We start from the raw sequence: 18,288 nt of genomic DNA on the forward strand, positions 1-18,288 counted from the left end.
CGCCCTACCTTTTTCAATGGTATGTCATGCGTTCTCTCATACGGCAACATCATCAAGGCTTCACCTTACTGGAAGTGCTCCTAGTATTGGTACTGTTATCCATCAGTGCCGTCGCAGTCATTTCGACCTTACCTCAGCCGCAAGACGAACAAGTGAAACAACAAGCTCAGCGCTTATTCCAAAGGCTTCAGCTCTTCAATGAAGAGGCCATGTTAGCTGGAAAGGACTTTGGAATACGAGTTGATGAAGATAAAAAGCAGTATGTGTTTCTGGAGCTCCAAGCTGACGGTTGGCAAAGAGTGTCATTGAATCAGATTCCTGAAGAAACCACGTTGCCGGAAGAGATGACTGTCAAACTCGATTTAAGCAATGGTGTCTGGGGCAATGATGACCGATTGTTTGAACCTGGTACTTTGTTTGATGAAGATATGTTTGCTGACATCGAGAAAAAGAAAAAAGCAGAAAAACCGCCGCAAGTTTTTATTCTTTCCAGTGGAGAGATTACGCCGGGAGCCTTTGTTTTAGCGCCTGTAAACCGAGCGCTTAAAGCGCAGTCTTGGTATGTACAGATCCAAGATAATGGTTCGTTGCAGCTAATGGACGACAAGGATTGGAATGAAAACAAACGCTAGAGGGATGACTTTACTTGAGGTGTTGATTGCCCTTGCTATCTTTGCAACGGCGGCCATTGCGATCATTCGTTCAGTGAGTCAGCACATCAATACCTTAAACTATCTAGAAGACAAAGCCTTTGCCGCAATGGTGGTGGATAATCAAATGGCCAAGGTTATGCTGGATACGTCTGCGCTTAAAGCCCAAAACGGAAGCGAGAAATTGGCGGGACGCGAGTGGTTTTGGAGCGTCACTCCCGTAAAAACATCTGATAATTTACTTAAAGCCGTTGATGTGAGTGTGGCACTAGATAAAAAAGCCAGTCCCATCGTGACGGTGAGGAGCTACGTTGATAGGTAAGCGTTCTCAAGGCTTTACACTGATTGAAGTATTAGTGGCTATCGCCATCTTCGCAAGTCTCAGTGTTGCTGCTTATCAAGTGGTTAACCAAGTTCAGCGAAGTAACGAACTCTCGCAGGAGCGCAGTGCTCGTTTGCAAGAAATCCAGCGAGGGTTTGTCTATCTGGATAGTGACTTTAGGCAAATGGCACTTAGGCAGTTTAGACACGAGGGAGAGGCGCCGTTAAATCGGTTGATCTTGTGGCAGCAAAACTTATTGGAGTCTGAAGGAAAAGGGTTACTTTTTACTCGTCTAGGGTGGCTCAATCCGCAAAATCAATTTCCGCGAGGTGAAGTAGCGAAAATTGGCTATCGACTAAAACAGGGCAAACTAGAAAGAGTATGGTGGCGCTACCCTGACACGGCTGTGGGCGAGCCTCCTGTGGTTCTCCCTATCTTTAGCGGTGTAGAAGACTTTGACATGCGTTTTTACAATGGGGAAACGTGGCTTAAAGAGTGGCAAGCAGACTTGTCACTGCCATTAGCTGTGGAGATTAAGCTTACCTTCGAAGATTATGGTGAGATAACCAGGATTTACCTGACTCCTACAGGTACCATTAACGCGTCATCGGCACCTAATAATGGTGATGGGAATCAAGATGGCAGTGGGAATCAAGGTGGTAATAACCAAGGAGGCAACTCGTGAAGAGAGTGATGCCTAACTCCCAAAAAGGGGTTGCCTTGATTGTTATTCTGCTGCTTTTAGCCATCATGGTATCAATAGCCGCTACGATGTCTGAGCGCTTGTTTAGTCAGTTCACTCGAGCATCGAATCAGGTTAATTATCAACAGGCCTATTGGTATGCCATTGGTGTTGAGGCATTGGCCTCCGTTGCGATAAAAGAGAGCTACAAAGATAACAAAGACAGTATTAATCTGAATCAACCTTGGGCTCTTGAGGAGCGCACTTATCCACTCGATTACGGTCAAGCAACTGGCTACATTCGAGATATGCAGTCATGCTTCAATGTCAATGCTCTGGCGAATGTGACACCGAATGCCAATAGCGCCACTAAACCATTTTTGGTGCGTTTCTTTCAGCGATTGCTGGAAGAAAGTGAAGTCGAGAATTACCAAGCCGAACAAATTGCTGATTCGACTTGGGAGTTTATCAATAAGGAAACGACTGTTCGCTCCGTGTCTGGAGTTGGAGACAGTTACTACGAGTCTTTGTCGCCAGCGTATGTTGCCGCTAATGGTCTAATCGCCGACAGTTCTGAACTGAGAGCAATTAATCAGATGTCTGGTGAAGCTATGTTGAAAATTGCTCCACTAGTCTGCGCGTTACCGACATCCAGTTGGCAGCTCAATGTTAATACGATTTCGGTCGAGCAAGCACCGTTACTCGCTGCGTTATTTGCACCGAATTTGTCGGTGGATAATGCCAAACAGCTTATTGAAAATCGCCCCTTTGATGGGTGGTCTGGTGTGAATCAGTTTTTAGCAGAGCCACAAATGGGTGCGGTGGATGACAATACAAAGCAGCAAGGTTCTCCTTTCCTGACTGTGGACAGTGTTTACTTTGAGTTAGATGCGCAGGTAATTGTGGACGAATCAAGACTGCGATTAAGAACCTTATTTTTTAGCCAAGATAGGCAAGATGTGACGGTAGTGCGCCGTCGATTTGGAGGATTTCGTGAGCGAGTTTTTAACCGTTCGCCTGAATAGTCAGCCGACTAGCCCTGTACATTGGGCGGTTTGGTCGACCAATCAGCAAGAAGTGATAGCGAGTGGTGTGCTTGACAGTTTAGCGCAGCTCGAAGAGATCAAGGAATACGCGCAGCAGCGTGTCACAATGCTTATGCTATGTGCACAGGATGTTCACTTCGCTCAAGTTGAGATCCCTGCAGGTGGAGCTAGGCAGTTTGAAACCATGCTGCCATTTCTTGTAGAAGATGATATTGCTCAAGATGTCGAGCAGCTTCACTTTACGATTCTTAATAAACACGCTGACAAAGCGGCAGTGTGTGCGGTTGATAAGCACTATTTATCTGATGTGCTTGAGGCGTTTTTGCAACATGATATTGAAGTTAAAAAGGTCGTTCCTGATGTTTTAGCTTTGCCCAAGACACAACATGTTTCTGCGATTGAAATGGATGAGCAGTGGCTGTTTCGTACCTCTGAATGGTCGGGTATGACGGTTGATAACAACTGGCTTGAAGCGGTTATTAAGTCGGATTATTTATCCTCTCGGGAGCAGCAAGATCAAGAAGAGTCTGCTGTAGTAGTCGTAGAGAGCTATTCAGAAGAACCTACGATTGTTGCTTCGTATTCTGACCATGTTTCATGGCAAACTTTGCCAGCAGAACCCGCCATGGCACTACTTTCAAAAGGAGTGGTGGATAGCGGCTTTAGTTTACTCAGTGGTGACTTTAAACCTAAAGCTTCTTTCTTAAAACATTGGAAAGTTTGGAAGAAAGTAGCTATCGCGGCCTCAATACTTATCGTTGCTCTGATTGCGGAACAAGTAGTGCTTGTTAATCAGTATGAAGCTCAAGCAGCAGCTTACCGAGCGGAAAGTGAACGTATTTTCCGAAGCATGTTTCCAGATAAGAAACGCATTCCTACAGTGAGCTACCTGAAGAGACAAATGCAAGATGAGCTAGGCCGATTAGGTGGCTCCGATATCTCCAGTGCGTCTGTGTTGGAATGGTTGTCGAAATTGCCCGACACCGTGGGTCAAGTGAATGGCATGCAAGTTGAGAGTTTTACCTTTGATGGCAATCGCAATGAAGTTCGTATGAGTGTCACCAGCAAGGATTTTGAAAGCTTTGAAGCGGCAAGAATAAAACTGGAAACGCAGTTCGATGTGTCACAAGGTCCCCTTAACCGTAATGGTGAAGTGGTGATGGGTAACTTTGTGTTGAAGGCAAAATAGGGTTAATCATGAAAGGTCTACTACTTAGCGCACAAAGCTGGTGGCTTAGTATCAGTCAAAGGGAACAGCGACTGGTTTTGGCATGTTCTGTCGTTGCCATTATTGGGATCATCTATTGGGGGATACTCGCCCCGTTTGCTCAGCGAACTGAGAATGCTCAAATGCGCATTCAATCAGAGCGTCAATTGTTGTCTTGGGTAAGTGAACAAGCCGATTCCATCGTTGAAAAACGTCGTGCAGGCGGTGTGGTTGTCTCCAAGCAGCCTTTAAATCAGGTTATCACGTCGTCAACAAATCGATTTAATGTCGAGTTGATTCGAATGCAGCCTCGTAACGACCAGTTGCAAGTCTGGATCAAACCGATCCCATTTGAGTTCTTCGTAAATTGGTTATTCTATTTACAGGAAAACCACGGAGTGACAGTGGAAAATATGGATATTGATAAGGCGGATTTGAGTGGTGTGATAGAAGTGAACCGTCTGCAATTTAAAAGAGGTAGCTAAGTGAAACGAGTCATTAAGTACGCGTTACTTTGCACCAGTGTATTTACCGCTAGTGCTATCTATCACTTGCCTGCAAGCGTGGCATTGAGCTTCTCACCGTTGCCTCAAGGTGTATTTATTGATAGCGCAGAAGGGACGGTTTGGCAGGGGCGAGCTCAAAATGTACGAGTTCAGAACTACCAACTGGGAGAGCTTAACTGGTCCTTCTCATGGTCGAGTTTGCTAACTCTGTCCCCAGAATATGCCGTTAGGTTTGGCCGTGGCAGCGCGTTTGGTCTCTCTGGCAAAGGGAACGTTGGTATCAGCTTCTCAGGACCTTACGTGGAGACCTTGTTAGCTTCGATACCGGCAGATACCGTTCTGCAATACTCTCCTATGCCCGTACCTGTTTCGGCAGGGGGGCAGCTTGAATTGGCGATCAAATCGTTGCAATACCAATCTCCTTGGTGTGGAACGGGAGAGGGCAGTCTGTCATGGAGTGCTGGCTATATTGAAACCCCTGTCGGCAGCTTAAGCTTCGGGCCGACTATTGTTGATTTGGCGTGTAATGACAGTGTATTAACCGCGAAAGGCAGTCAATCTAGTAAGCAAGTCTCTAGTGAGTTCTCAGGGCAGCTGACGCCGAACCGACAATATCAATCCAGCGCGTGGTTTAAACCGGAAGGTGATTTCCCTGCGACCATGCGTCAGCAGTTGAGTTGGCTAGGTAACCCTGATAATCAAGGTCGTTATTCCTTTAATTATCAAGGAAGATTCTAGGAACTGGGGACGAAGTTGTTTGTTGAGTTAACAACTAAAAAAGGAGGCTTAGCCTCCTTTTTTAGTTTTATTTTAGTGTCTATTCTTGAATGAGAATCTTATTCCAAGCTAGCGATTGGTCGCCAATCACAATGAAGTTTGGATTTTCCAATGTCTCTCTTTGGTTGTAGGACAGCGGACCTAACTCGGTGCTTAAGATGGCACCGCCAGCTTCTTCGACAATGCATTGGGTTGCTGCTGTGTCCCATTCACCTGTTGGGCCTAAGCGCAGGTAACAGTCCACCGCGCCTTCAGCCACTAGACACGCTTTTAGTGCCGCAGATCCAAGAGGAACCAAATCGTAGTTCCACGCAGAGCTCATTCTTGCTGTGACACGGTTGATATTTTGGCGACGACTAATCGCAATGGCGATGGATTGATCTTGAGTGTCATGTTTGAGGACGTTAATTCTCAAGCTTTCATCCATGGATGGGATTTTCCAAGCCCCTTTATTCTCGTAGGCATAATAAGTCACGCCTGACACTGGTGCATAGACGATTCCCATAATCGGCTTATTATTGCGAACCAGAGCAATAATCGTAGCGAAATCGCCACTGCGCGCAATGAACTCTTGAGTACCATCAAGCGGGTCAACAAGCCAGTAGGTATCCCATTGTGAACGTTGTTCAAGGCTGATATCTGCTGCTTCTTCAGACAGTACAGGGATGTCTGGTGTTAACTGACTGAGCTTTTCAACAATCAGTTTGTGAGCTGCGAGGTCGGCGGTGGTGACTGGAGTCTCATCTTCTTTGGTAAACGCCTCATATTGCTTGTTTTCATAGATGTCTAATATGAGCTGCCCAGCAAGACGAGCAATGCTGATGGCGTCGGGAATGAGGTGGGAGAGATCTTTATTCAGTGCCGTCACGTTATAGTCCTAGTTCTGACTTCATTCTTAACATCAGCAGTAATGCGGTAATACTGCGTGCTTCGGAGAAATCCATATGAGAGAGGAGTTCGTCTGCCTGAGCAAGTGGCCATTTCACTATCTCTAAAGGCTCTGGTTCATCGCCTTCAAGCTGTTCAGGGTAGAGATCTTGAGCAACGAACAAGGTCATGCGACTTGAAAAATAAGACGGTGCTAAGATGACTTCTTTAAGCGGAGTTAGCTTATTTGCCCCAAAGCCGATTTCTTCTTTCAACTCTCGTACCGCTGCTTGGTCAGGTGACTCGCCAGGGTCGATAAGTCCTTTAGGAAAGCCCAGCTCGTATCGCTCTGTGCCAGCCGCGTACTCGCGTACCAATAAAATATCACCATGCTCTGTAATAGGAACCATCATGACTGCGTTACGACCACTTGGCTTCATTCGCTCATAAGTGCGCTTAGTGCCATTAGAAAACGCTAAGTCTAACGCCTCAATCTTAAATAGCCGAGATTCGGCAACGGTCTTTTGGGCTAAGATTTCAGGTCCTTTTTTGGACGGCATGGCTTATCTCCTTAGCGTTGTTCCACATAGATTAGTGATGTGAGCGTGCGGAACAGAAATTATTGTACTGCTTAATATATATAGGAATTGAGTCATCGCCAAATAGAACCATAAAAAAACAGAGCGCAAAGGTTTCCCTTGGCGCTCTGCTCGAACTTCATGGCCGCGTGGGGCGAAAAAGTCACTTAGTAGTATGAGTGCTCGCCACGATCGTGCTCGGTCATATCTCTAACCGCTGTAAGTTCACCAGAGAACTCTTGAAGAAGTTGTTTCTCAATACCTTCTTTCAGGGTCACATCAACCATAGAGCAACCGTTACAACCACCGCCAAACTGAACGATGGCAATACCGTCTTCAGTAATTTCCATCAGACTAACGTGGCCACCGTGACCAGCAAGCTGAGGGTTTACTTGAGTTTGGATAGCATACTCGACACGTTCCATTAATGGCGCATCATCAGCGACTTTACGCATTTTCGCGTTTGGTGCTTTTAACGTAAGCTGTGAACCCATTTTGTCAGTGACGAAGTCGATCTCAGCATCTTCAAGGAAGGGTAGAGATAGCTCATCAACATAAGCAGATAGGGCTTCGTATTTAAATTCGGTGTCGTTTGACTCAATCGCTTCTGGTGGGCAATAAGACACACCGCATTCAGCGTTTTGAGTGCCTGGGTTAACGACAAAAACACGGATGTTCGTACCCTCTGGCTGTTGAGCCAGTAGTTTGGCAAAGTGGCTTTGTGCACTTTCTGTAATAGTAATTGGATTTGACACGACGAATACCTGAGTATAGTTGTAGGTTATTACCACTATTCTACTCCTGTCGTGAGTAGATGCCAAAATTATTTGTCTGTATTGTGTGCAACTTGAGGTTGCAGTGGTTTACCAACTCATTTTGGCGTGCGGCACAAGCAGTAAATATCGATTTTTTCGACCCCTACATCAAGCAATAATTCGCTTAAATGTCTGACAGTTGCGCCAGTTGTGACCACATCATCAATTATCGCAACATGACTTGCTTTTGGTCGTTGATGTAATGAAAACGCTCGTTGAACATTACGCAGCCTCGCGGTTTTATCCAAGGTTTTTTGCATAGGAGCCCGAGCGTGTTTGAGAAATACATCGGACTTGAGTTGAGCTTGAGGCGTGGACTTAGCTATCTCGTTAGCGATCACTTCACTAAGATTAAACCCTCTTAACAGATATTGATGCCATGTCATTGGTACGGTGACCACCATGGGAGCAGGGTGAAGAATCAAACCGTTGAGCATTCGTGCTAGAGGAGGAAGTAGCCAATAGCGTTTCTGCCGCTTTATCTGCTGGATGAGTGTTGAAAGTGGGTATTGGTAGTCACCCAAACAATACATTTGGTGCCATGGTGGCGGTGATTTAAGGCACTGACCACACTTATCGGCTTGTGTCTCTATTTGTAAACCGCAGCAATGACAGCGTTTAATGTGTAACGCCATTTGTCGATGACAATGTGGGCACCATAAATGGTGCTCCATGGTTGAGTCGATACGCAAACCGCATAAATGACACAGAGAGGGTATTGGAAGTGACAGTTTCATTGGTCTAATTTGACGTTTGAGAATATCTGTTTAGCATGAAGCAAAACAACCCCAACATAGTATGAATTCGGTAGGAGATAACGTGAGCTCAGCATCAAAAGTACATTGGCATTCTGAAGGTCAGGGACCCGATATCGTTTTGCTTCATGGCTGGGGCATGAATGGCGCGGTATGGTCCAAGTGCAGTGCCGAACTGGCTCAGTCTTTCACCGTGCATAGCGTTGATTTACCCGGTTATGGCTTCAGTCATGATGTTGAGTATCAGTCCCTTGAGCAGTTTTGTGAGTTGTTACTGGCGGATGCTCCCGACCAAGCCATTTGGTTGGGTTGGTCTTTAGGCGGGTTAGTGGCGACTCATATAGCTCATTATTATCCGCAAAGAATCTCGCAGTTGGTGACATTAGCAAGCTCGCCCAAGTTCTCTGAAGGTGAACAGTGGCGCGGGATTAAAAAGGATGTACTAGCTGCATTTACGGAACAGCTAACTGAGAACTTCAAGCTAACCATTGAACGATTTATGGCACTGCAAGCCATGGGCAGTCCAAGTGCTCGTCAAGATGTGAAACAACTAAAAGAGGCGGTGTTATCGCGGCCTATGCCTTCTCAAGAAGCGTTGATGCTAGGACTGAATTGGTTGGACTCCCTCGATCTGCGTCAACAGTTGGGAGAACTATCGATGCCAGTTCACCGCTGGTATGGTCGATTAGATGGTTTGGTGCCAGTGCGTGTTGCAAAACAGCTAGATGAGCTCACATCCGGTCATCAATCACATGTATTTAAGGATTCTTCGCATGCTCCGTTTATTACCGAGCAAAGCGGTTTTATCGACAAGGTGCAGGCGCTAGTTCGCTGATATTTGCAGGATTTTTACACAAAATCGGTAAAGCTTTATGCATTTTGTCCGATACTGTATTGAGATGATTGACGATAGTTCAATCGGTTAAAGATAAGGCTAAGTGTAGAGGTATTGGCTGTAATCACTCATTACAGAGGAGAGTGACCATGATAGTGTCACCCAACAGTGTAAGTGCCCCGGTTATTGCACCGTCCGTGAATCCGCAGACAGAGCAAGTGGCTCGTGACAACAAAGTGAGAGAGCCGATCATCGCTCCCGTGGAACTGGCGAGAACCAATGCTGAACGACGCATCAACGAAGATGAAAAACGCCGTAAGCGCAGCGCCTGGGATCCTGCTGAGCACCCAGAGTATGAAACGGAAGAAGAGGATTCTCAGCCGCATAATCCGGTAGAAAATTGGTTTCGGTTGTTGTCGCTAAATACCTATAGTCAGTCGCAAGGGAAAGGCTATGCTATGCGCTTTCGTTTACCGAAGAAAATAGTCGATGCAGCGATACTCGAAGGGAAGATGGCCAAACGTCGCACCGTGATTCGTTATCATTACGGCCATGCAGTAGCGCCTAATACACCCTCTGATATTCTTGCGGTCACTTAGTTGAACGGTTCGATATAACGTGAATTAAAAAGAGCACCTTAAGGTGCTCTTTTGTTATTGATAGAAACTACTTTTTCGCCTTGGCAAACGCCGCTGCGAATGCGCCACCCATGGCGCTATTACCGGATTCCTGACGAGGTTTGTGTTGACGCTGTCCGCCTCGAGGCTCTCTCGGCTTTTGAGATGAGCTGCGGCTAGTTCTGTTATCTTGTCCAGGTTCATCGTTTAAACGCATAGACAGGCCGATGCGTTTACGGGCTGCATCGACTTCCATTACCTTAACTTTAACGATGTCACCTGCTTTAACTATTTCGCGAGGGTCGGCGACAAACTTATCCGTTAGAGCTGAAATATGTACCAATCCATCCTGATGTACACCAATATCCACAAAGGCACCAAAGTTAGCGACGTTAGACACCACACCTTCTAGCACCATGCCGGGTTCTAAGTCGGAGATCTTGTTGACCCCTTCAGCAAAGGTTGCAGTCTTAAACTCAGGTCGAGGGTCACGGCCTGGCTTATCCAATTCGCGGATAATATCGGTGACAGTTGGTAAACCAAATGTCTCGTCGGTGTAATCAATGGCGTTAATAGACTTCAAAAAGCTGCTATCACCGATAATCGTTTGCACTTTACGGCCAGTTTTCTCAGCAATTGTTTTGACCACTGGATACGCTTCAGGGTGAACCGAAGAGGCATCAAGAGGGTTTTTGCCATTCATGATGCGAAGGAAACCTGCGCACTGTTCAAAAGCTTTAGGACCTAAACGGGCGACTTTCTTCAAGGTTGTACGGGCTTCGAAGCGGCCATTTTCATCACGATAGTCGACAATGTTTTGCGCCAGTGTCGATGAAAGTCCTGCTACTCGAGTGAGTAGCGCAGCTGAGGCCGTATTTACATCAACCCCAACTGCGTTTACGCAATCTTCCACGACTGCATCTAGACGTTTAGCTAGCATGGTTTGACTTACATCGTGCTGATATTGACCAACACCAATAGACTTAGGGTCGATTTTCACCAGTTCAGCCAGTGGGTCTTGCAGTCGGCGTGCAATAGAGACGGCACCACGTAGTGACACGTCCATGTTTGGGAACTCTTTGGCAGCAAGTTCCGAGGCTGAGTACACTGAAGCACCAGCTTCGCTGACGATAATTTTCTGAACTTTAAGATTGCCACGTTTAATCACATCGGCAGCAAAGCTGTCTGTCTCGCGTGAGGCAGTACCGTTACCAATCGCGATTAGGTCGACATTGTATTGACGCACTAACTGCTCAATAACCTGTGCTGACTTATCGTATTGCTTTTGCGGTGGATGAGGGTAGATGGTCTCTGTTGTTAACACTTTACCTGTAGTGTCGACGACAGCCACTTTACAGCCTGTTCTCAAACCAGGGTCTAGACCTAGTGTTGCTCTTGGGCCAGCTGGTGCGGCCATCAGAAGGTCTTTCAAGTTTGTGGCGAATACGGTAATGGCATCGACTTCAGAGCGTTCTTTGAGCGCGCCCATCAGTTCGGTTTCCATATGCATCGATACTTTAATGCGCCATGCCCAACTGATGACTTGTTTGCGCCAAGCATCCGCTGGCGCTTGGCTTAGATGAACATCGTAATGCTCTGCAATGATGGTTTCACAGTGAGACTCGCGCGCGTTTTCTTGATTAGCTGGATCGGCGTTGAGAGACAATTGCAAGAAGCCTTCATTGCGGCCACGAAGCATGGCTAGTGCACGGTGCGACGGAACTTTGCTGATGGCTTCGTCGTGTTCAAAATAGTCTTTGAACTTCTCGCCTTCGTGTTCCTTGCCTTGGATCACTCGAGCGCTAAGTTCCGCATTGCGGTTTAGGTAGTGACGAATTTTCTCTAATAGGTCGGCATCTTCAGCGATTCGTTCCATGATGATAGCGCGTGCACCATCAAGAGCGGCTTTGCTATCTGCGACACCTTTTGACTCATCAACATACTGTTGGGCAGCGTCTTTCGGAGTGTTATTTGGTTGATTCCAAAGCAGATCTGCAAGTGGCTCTAGTCCTGCTTCAATGGCAATCTGCCCTTTAGTGCGACGTTTTGGCTTATATGGTAGATACAGATCTTCAAGACGTGTTTTGTTATCGGCGTTTTCGATTTCAGTGCGTAATTCGTCACTGAGTTTGCCCTGCTCATCAATGGATTTCAGAATTGTCTGACGTCTTTCGTCCAATTCTCTTAGATAACTAAGGCGAGAATCCAAAGTACGTAATTGGGTGTCGTCAAGCCCGCCTGTTACCTCTTTTCGGTAACGTGCAATGAAGGGTACGGTGTTGCCGTCATCAATCAAAGTGACAGCAGCTTCAACTTGCTTCGTGCTGACGCTCAGCTCTTTAGCAATCAGTTGACAGATAGCTTGGCTCATCCGTGTATTCTCTTGTTGTGTGTTAGGGAAAGGAAGGTCCTTTCTTCGATATCTATAGGATATAAGGGCTTGAGCTAAGTTTTGCAATTGCTTGGTTATTTTTCTCTATCACTTAGCCGTGAAACAATTCAGTAATTTGCTAATTTATTGATAATCGCGTGGATATTCCGTTAATTTTCTGTAAAGTTAAAGAGAGTTGGCAATGAATTACAGTGGCCGTTGTCTCAAGACAAACGGGGTATTAAAAGTCGGTCAATGAATGGATGTATTAAAATGAATAGAACAGCAACTAAGTTGGCGTTAATTCTCGCCTCAATGACCAGTGGGTGGGCTATGGCTGCACCAGATCTCTCTACTACTCAAGAACCTGTACTTTCTATCGAAGATAAACTCGTCTTAGGTCGCGTTGAGAGTGTGTACTATCAAGATATTGATGCACTTAAAGGTATCCCTTTTGTTGGCAAGATTGATACTGGTGCGGACACTACATCGATGCACGCTGAAGATATCCATGTCACCAGCGACAACCCAAAGTACCAAGGGTTAACTGATGAGAAGCTGTTGCAGACCATCGTAGATGAGTATGGCGGCTCTGCCAGTGACTGGTGGCTAGAAGAATTTGATAATGAAGAACGAAACTTCGGTGGTATGGTGACTTTTACGCTTCGTCATCCATACACTGGAGAGAAAATCACTATGGAGCGACCTTTGACGCGCACCAGTGTGATTCGTAGCCGAACCAGTGCGACACCTATCTATCGCCCTGTGATTACCCTGCCGCTGACCATTGCAGGTAAAACAGTAGAAACCGAAGTGAACTTAACTGACCGAAGTGGTTTTAGTGCTCCTATCTTAATTGGTAAAACATTCTTAGCTGACAATGCCTGGGTCATGGCTGGTTACGACTATTTGCAAGAACAGAAAGACGCTCAAGTTATTGGTCGTCGTGAGTCTGGTGAAGTTGATGGTGTGCCAGTCGATGTAAGCCTATCTTTGCAAAATAACTACAGCATTCTTAATGCTCAGAATGTCGAAGTAAATAAAAAAGATAACAGCGTGAGCTTTGACTTAGCGGGGAAAGAAAACGCGAAAAAGCGTGTGACGTATCCTCTGGTGAAAATGCTCTCTGTCAGTGGTAATGAATACCCAGTTATTTTTGTGCCGTTCAAAGGTGGTAAAGACTTTGAGCAGACGATTCAGGTGTATTTAAAAGATCGCTCCAAATATAGTACTCAGCTTCGATTGGGTTTAGATACACTCAGTAAGAACTTTATTGTCGATACGGGTGCCAAAGATAAGCTAGACAAAAAGAAGCAAAGCTTTGAGTCTCGTATGAAGAATAAACCGCTGGTGGTTTCTCCTGTGGAAAGTCTGATTCTTGATGGCTACAAGTTAAACGCTGAGCCTTCTTTTGCGGTTAGCACGCCGTTATTAAAAGTCGCTAGCTTTGAAATGATTGAAGCTAAAGGTCGTGATAAAGTGGAGTACTACTTATCTAACGACCAAGGTAACGAAGAAAAAATCCGCAAGACCATTCTTCGTAAAATCAAAGTAGGTGATACGGTGCGTCCTGTTGTCGACGGTGAGTTCATTGTTGGCGACAAAGAAGTGACAGTTGAATTTGCTTTGGAAGCGTTGGATAGCGATGAAGGTGAAGAGCCTTATTTCATCATAGGTAAGAAAGCGACGAAAGCGGGTGTCTTGGTGAATACTCGAAGCGAAAATCTGCTGGACGCCTATCCTATCTTTACCGCAGGTCATATTGAGAATGCAACGGTAGAAGGCTTGAAGTTCCCTGTGAAACTTGATACCGGCGCTGATGTTAGTTCAATGAATGCATTGGATATTAAACAGTTCAAGAAAGACGGTAAAGACATGGTGACCTTCACTTATGCCAATGATATGGGGATGAAACAAGAATTCACCCGTGAAGTGGTGGATGTAATGCGCATCAAAGCGAAGGCGGGTGAAAAAGCCAATGTACGCCCAGTGGTTGAAATGCGGGTGAAACTTGGCGATGTCGAGAAGACGGTTCGAGTCAACCTACAAGACCGCTCTCGTTTCCACTACAGTATGATTTTAGGGAAAAACTTCCTTAAGTATGGTGTGGTGGTCAGTAGTGATGAGAACTTCCTTTTAGGAAATGATATCGGCAGTCACTAACTCAAACGTAAGCCAATAAAAAACGGCAGCGCCTAAGCGCTGCCGTTTTATTTTCTAGAGATTATTGCTGTTCATCTTTTTTGATGTCGGCATCGATTTTCTTTTCTGACTCTGAGTTGTTGTCGACTTCTTCGTATTCTTCATCATCAGAACCATCGATCATACTGTGCTTCTCTTTCCAGTGTTCCCAACGCTGGTAAGCCAGTTCTTGCATGTCTGTGGTTTTGTCTGCTTCGTCGACGATCTCTTGGCCTAGTAAGTGCTCAAAAATATCCTCGAGTGTAATGATGCCTTGAATGGTGCCATATTCGTCTACAATCATTGCAATCTGTAGGCGTGCAGCCATCATTTGCTCAAAGGCTTTAGGCAACATAATCGTGTTAAACAACACGTGGATAGGACGCATTACAGAGCCTAACTGCTTTTCCCCACTGCCTTGTTGCTGCAACTTAAACAATTCCAGACGGTGTACAAACCCGAGGATATTGTCTTTTTGTTGGCTATAGACCAGCGGACGAGAGAAAGGAGTCTCTTTGTGTTGATCCAAGAATTCATTGATGGTCATTTCAGCTGCAACGCGGAAAACCACCGGGCGCGGTGTCATAACTTGCGTTACCGGAATATCTTGAATATTAAGAATATTGTTCAAGATATTGGATTCACCCTCAGCAAACTCACCACTTTCTTTTGCCAACATCGCCATCGCAGACAGCTCATCACGCATCTTTGGCGCTTCATGGCCACGAGCCAGACGCTTAGTGATTTGCTCAGAAAACCAAACAAATGGAGTTAGTGCCCATACCATCCAACGTAAAATCGTGGCTGCGGTAGGAGCAAGCTGACGCCAGTAGGTTGCACCAATGGTTTTCGGGACGATCTCTGACAACACTAAAATACCTAATGTCAGTACCGCTGAGAAAACGCCTAGCCATTGACTACCAAACACTTTAGCAGCTTGTGCACCTGCCGTTGCTGCACCGATAGTGTGCGCGATAGTGTTAAGCGTCAAAATAGAAGCCAATGGTCGATCGAGTTCAGCTTTAAGCTTGCTAAGCTTTTCTGCTGCAGGGTGTTCTTGTTGGCGAAGCTGAGCCAGGTAGCTTGGTGTAATACTAAGTAACACCGCTTCAAGCACAGAACAGATAAAAGAAACACCGATAGCGATCGCTATGTAAACCGTTAAAAGAAACATTCATTTCCTAATATGTGCACACATCAACCTAACTTTGCTGCAAATGAGCCTGTGCATTGTTGGTGAGTGCTTAAAAAACAGTAGCCGCGCAATAGATTTATCAGGCTTATTAATTGTGCGGCAGTGCATTTATGGGACTTTATGCAATAAATTACAAGGTTTCAAACTCAATCTTCACGTAACAAATTGTGAGTTATTGCTCATAAAACGGTTAAATCTCGGTCATAAGTGAGAAAGATCGGCTACAAACCTTTGCCAGATGGGGGCTTTATGATTTAGAGTGGGCTCTAACTCGATAACATGAAGAAGGGAAACCTAATGAACAAGACCCAATTAATCGACTTTATCGCTGAGAAAGCAGACCTATCTAAAGCACAAGCTAAAGCAGCGCTTGAAGCGACGCTTTCAGGTGTTTCTGAAGCGCTAACTGAAGGTGACCAAGTTCAACTAATTGGTTTTGGTACGTTCAAAGTAAACCACCGTGCAGCTCGCACTGGTCGTAATCCAAAAACTGGTGAAGAAATCCAAATCGCTGCAGCGAACGTTCCAGCTTTCGTAGCTGGTAAAGCGCTAAAAGACGCAGTTAAATAATTTCTACAGCACCGATGAGTTTTCATCGGTGCTGTTTTCCTTCCTCTGCGGTTGATCGATAAACGTGTTAGCCGATGTAATGCGCTTATCCATCAATCTCTCCCCAATACTCTGAATTGAAGTGAACGCCTTGTCATTCACGCTGTCCTACAGTAAGTAGAAGCTGTTGTTTGCCTACGTTGCTTTTGTTTGAGGTTATAGACATCAATGAAGAAAACTCTGTTGGTATCACTATTAGTTGCAACGCTCGCTGGTTGCTCTTCTTCTCCGTCACCATCTCTGAATCAGTATTCGGAATACACAGGTGGTCAAACGTTAGGGGATGCAACGAGTTTGTATTGGTATACCGAGCGGCTGACAAAACCGTTCAGTGCTGCTGACTATGTCAATATGAATGACTATGGTTGGTATAAGTCCAATTATCGTTGGAGCGGTGACACACTGCGTGAGTTTGTGCGAGAAGGGGTACAGAATGAGCTTGAGTCAGGTTCAGTCAATTACCGTATTCACGTGCGCTTCAATAAAGATGGCGAAGCTATTTATCAACAATACCGTCGAAATGGCAAAGTCCTACCTATTAAACGTGCTCAGTTAGAAAACTACCAACGTGAAGCTGACTTACTTGTGGAAAGAGTAAAAGAGCAGGATAGTGATGGTTTAGAGCTTATCCAAGGTCATTGGGATGGAAAATCGTTGGAAACCTGTAGCGGTATTGAATTTAACAATATTAAGTTTGAACAGAGTTTGCCAGATTTTGTTGTGCAGCGTTTGGCGGAAGTGGAAAGCTATGTCGCGTTTTTAGGCAGTACTCGACTGACTGGAGCAAAAGTAGAACAATTGCTAATGCTCTCTGATGGTTCGACCGATTGCATTAAACGTCCAGTGCTTGCCACTGAATAACCAGCACAAGGTGACTAGACTACAGAATAAAAAAAGGCGCTCAATTGAGCGCCTTTTTGCTACCGTTCGATAGAGCGAAGCTACTCGCCTTGCTCGCGTGCAATGGCACGATAGCCGATGTCGTTACGGTGGAACATGCCGTCCCAGCTGATTTTTTTGGTTAGCTCATAAGCACGTGCTTGAGCTTCAGATACAGTGTTGCCCAGTGCAGTTGCACAGAGCACTCGACCACCGTTAGTCACAACATTGCCGTCTTTGTCTGCTGTACCTGCGTGGAATACTTTCTCGCCTTCCACTTCTGTTGTTGGTAGACCAGAGATAACATCGCCCTTGTTGTAAGACGCTGGGTAGCCACCTGCCGCTAGAACGATACCGATAGATGCACGTGGATCCCACTTAGACTCGACTTGGTCTAGCTTCTTGTCGATTGCAGCTTGGCAAAGCTCAACCATGTCTGATTGCATACGCATCATGATAGGTTGTGTTTCTGGGTCGCCGAAACGACAGTTGTATTCGATAACTTTAGGCGTACCGTCTTTGTCGATCATTAGACCCGCGTATAGGAAACCTGTGTATGGGTTTCCTTCTGACGCCATACCGCGAACCGTTGGATAGATAACTTCTTCCATGATGCGGTTGTGGATTTCTTGAGTAACCACTGGAGCAGGTGAGTATGCGCCCATACCACCAGTGTTAGGACCTGTGTCCTTATCACCAACACGTTTGTGGTCTTGGCTCGTTGCCATTGGCAATACATTTTCGCCATCAACCATCACGATGAAGCTTGCTTCTTCGCCATCTAGGAACTCTTCAATAACCACGCGGCTACCAGCGTCACCAAATGCGTTGCCAGCTAGCATGTCTTTGATTGCATCTTCTGCTTCTTCAAGCGTCATCGCAACGATAACACCTTTACCAGCAGCAAGACCATCAGCCTTAACAACGATTGGTGCGCCTTGCTCACGAACGTAAGCCAGTGCAGGTTCAATTTCCGTGAAGTTAGCATAAGCGCCAGTTGGGATAGCGTGACGAGCTAAAAAGTCTTTGGTGAACGCTTTTGAGCCTTCTAGCTGAGCTGCAGCTTGAGTAGGACCAAAGATCGCTAGACCCGCTTCTTGGAATGCATCAACAACACCAATCACAAGCGGTGCTTCAGGACCAACAATCGTTAGCTCGATGTTTTTATCTTTTGCAAACGCAACCAGACCTTGAATGTCTTCAACGTCAATCGCAACGTTCTCTAGCTTAGGCTCAAGCGCAGAACCTGCATTGCCTGGTGCTACGAAAACAGTTTCAACATTTGGATTCTGAGCCACTTTCCAACCCAGAGCGTGCTCACGACCACCAGCACCAATAATTAGAACGTTCATTTAATAATCCTTTCAAAATTTGGATTACTCTAAGCAGTTGGTGT

General features: G+C 45.8%; 19 protein-coding genes. 12 read left to right on the forward strand and 7 right to left on the reverse strand.

What is annotated here, in order from left to right:
- The first annotated feature begins 26 nt into the window (after positions 1–26).
- The 7 genes from gspH to L2W36_RS23465 are packed head-to-tail and all read left to right on the forward strand — an operon-like array spanning position 27 to position 5,151.
- Positions 27–632 (forward strand): type II secretion system minor pseudopilin GspH, encoded by a 606-nt coding sequence (gene gspH / locus L2W36_RS23435; protein WP_062461620.1) that lies wholly within the window; start codon positions 27–29, stop codon positions 630–632.
- Positions 616–972 carry a type II secretion system minor pseudopilin GspI gene (gene gspI, locus L2W36_RS23440; RefSeq protein WP_236111739.1) on the forward strand — a complete coding sequence of 119 codons (357 nt, stop codon included), beginning with the start codon at positions 616–618 and terminating at the stop codon, positions 970–972. The genes gspH and gspI overlap by 17 nt, the downstream gene beginning before the upstream one ends.
- Positions 962–1,657 carry a type II secretion system minor pseudopilin GspJ gene (gspJ, locus tag L2W36_RS23445; protein WP_236111740.1) on the forward strand — a complete coding sequence of 232 codons (696 nt, stop codon included), beginning with the start codon at positions 962–964 and terminating at the stop codon, positions 1,655–1,657. Before gspI ends, gspJ begins: the two co-directional genes overlap by 11 nt.
- 8 nt (positions 1,658–1,665) lie before the next feature.
- On the forward strand, positions 1,666–2,679 hold the full coding sequence (gene gspK / locus L2W36_RS23450) for a type II secretion system minor pseudopilin GspK (protein WP_236111764.1): 1,014 nt from the start codon (positions 1,666–1,668) through the stop codon (positions 2,677–2,679).
- The gene (gene gspL, locus L2W36_RS23455; RefSeq protein ID WP_236111741.1) at positions 2,648–3,889 is read left to right on the forward strand and encodes a type II secretion system protein GspL; all 1,242 of its coding nucleotides are present in this window, start codon (positions 2,648–2,650) and stop codon (positions 3,887–3,889) included. Before gspK ends, gspL begins: the two co-directional genes overlap by 32 nt.
- Positions 3,890–3,897: 8 nt before the next feature.
- Positions 3,898–4,392 carry a type II secretion system protein M gene (locus L2W36_RS23460; RefSeq protein ID WP_236111742.1) on the forward strand — a complete coding sequence of 165 codons (495 nt, stop codon included), beginning with the start codon at positions 3,898–3,900 and terminating at the stop codon, positions 4,390–4,392.
- Positions 4,393–5,151: a type II secretion system protein N gene (locus L2W36_RS23465; protein WP_198557236.1), complete on the forward strand. Its 759-nt coding sequence runs from the start codon at positions 4,393–4,395 to the stop codon at positions 5,149–5,151.
- A gap of 79 nt (positions 5,152–5,230) precedes the next feature.
- On the opposite strand, the gene cysQ is transcribed toward L2W36_RS23465, so the two are convergent.
- The 4 genes from cysQ to L2W36_RS23485 all read right to left on the reverse strand — a co-directional run bounded on the left by cysQ (position 5,231) and on the right by L2W36_RS23485 (position 8,187).
- Positions 5,231–6,058 (reverse strand): 3'(2'),5'-bisphosphate nucleotidase CysQ, encoded by an 828-nt coding sequence (gene cysQ / locus L2W36_RS23470; RefSeq protein WP_206379131.1) that lies wholly within the window; start codon positions 6,056–6,058, stop codon positions 5,231–5,233.
- Position 6,059: 1 nt separating this feature from the next.
- The gene (gene nudE / locus L2W36_RS23475) at positions 6,060–6,617 is read right to left on the reverse strand and encodes an ADP compounds hydrolase NudE (RefSeq protein WP_031493657.1); all 558 of its coding nucleotides are present in this window, start codon (positions 6,615–6,617) and stop codon (positions 6,060–6,062) included.
- Between the two features lie 185 nt (positions 6,618–6,802).
- Positions 6,803–7,390: a Fe-S biogenesis protein NfuA gene (gene nfuA / locus L2W36_RS23480; protein ID WP_031493658.1), complete on the reverse strand. Its 588-nt coding sequence runs from the start codon at positions 7,388–7,390 to the stop codon at positions 6,803–6,805.
- Positions 7,391–7,506: 116 nt separating this feature from the next.
- Positions 7,507–8,187 (reverse strand): ComF family protein, encoded by a 681-nt coding sequence (locus tag L2W36_RS23485; RefSeq protein WP_236111743.1) that lies wholly within the window; start codon positions 8,185–8,187, stop codon positions 7,507–7,509.
- A 61-nt stretch (positions 8,188–8,248) separates the two neighbouring features.
- On the opposite strand from L2W36_RS23485, the gene bioH reads away from it, so the two are divergent.
- Entirely contained in the window at positions 8,249–9,040 is a 792-nt protein-coding gene (bioH, locus tag L2W36_RS23490) for a pimeloyl-ACP methyl ester esterase BioH (RefSeq protein WP_006073396.1), read from the forward strand.
- A gap of 149 nt (positions 9,041–9,189) precedes the next feature.
- Positions 9,190–9,639, forward strand: a complete 450-nt coding sequence (locus L2W36_RS23495) for a hypothetical protein (protein ID WP_006073398.1) — start codon at positions 9,190–9,192, stop codon at positions 9,637–9,639.
- A 67-nt stretch (positions 9,640–9,706) separates the two neighbouring features.
- On the opposite strand, the gene L2W36_RS23500 is transcribed toward L2W36_RS23495, so the two are convergent.
- Positions 9,707–12,028, reverse strand: coding sequence for a Tex family protein (locus tag L2W36_RS23500; protein ID WP_236111744.1), 2,322 nt, complete (start codon positions 12,026–12,028; stop codon positions 9,707–9,709).
- Between the two features lie 273 nt (positions 12,029–12,301).
- Here L2W36_RS23500 and L2W36_RS23505 point away from each other — a divergent pair, with 273 nt between their 5' ends.
- Complete coding sequence (locus L2W36_RS23505) at positions 12,302–14,191, forward strand: putative ATP-dependent zinc protease (protein ID WP_236111745.1); 1,890 nt, start codon at positions 12,302–12,304, stop codon at positions 14,189–14,191.
- Between the two features lie 61 nt (positions 14,192–14,252).
- Here L2W36_RS23505 and L2W36_RS23510 read toward each other — a convergent pair whose 3' ends face one another.
- Positions 14,253–15,383: a CNNM domain-containing protein gene (locus L2W36_RS23510; RefSeq protein ID WP_236111746.1), complete on the reverse strand. Its 1,131-nt coding sequence runs from the start codon at positions 15,381–15,383 to the stop codon at positions 14,253–14,255.
- A gap of 318 nt (positions 15,384–15,701) precedes the next feature.
- Here L2W36_RS23510 and hupA point away from each other — a divergent pair, with 318 nt between their 5' ends.
- Positions 15,702–15,974 (forward strand): nucleoid-associated protein HU-alpha, encoded by a 273-nt coding sequence (gene hupA / locus L2W36_RS23515; RefSeq protein ID WP_006073404.1) that lies wholly within the window; start codon positions 15,702–15,704, stop codon positions 15,972–15,974.
- Positions 15,975–16,181: 207 nt separating this feature from the next.
- On the forward strand, positions 16,182–16,874 hold the full coding sequence (locus L2W36_RS23520; protein ID WP_006073405.1) for a DUF1481 domain-containing protein: 693 nt from the start codon (positions 16,182–16,184) through the stop codon (positions 16,872–16,874).
- Positions 16,875–16,954: 80 nt separating this feature from the next.
- On the opposite strand, the gene purD is transcribed toward L2W36_RS23520, so the two are convergent.
- On the reverse strand, positions 16,955–18,244 hold the full coding sequence (purD, locus tag L2W36_RS23525; protein ID WP_006073407.1) for a phosphoribosylamine--glycine ligase: 1,290 nt from the start codon (positions 18,242–18,244) through the stop codon (positions 16,955–16,957).
- Positions 18,245–18,288: the final 44 nt, after the last annotated feature.

The sequence above is a fragment of the Vibrio sp. McD22-P3 genome (assembly GCF_021568915.1).
GTDB classification, from domain to species: Bacteria; Pseudomonadota; Gammaproteobacteria; order Enterobacterales; family Vibrionaceae; genus Vibrio; species Vibrio mediterranei.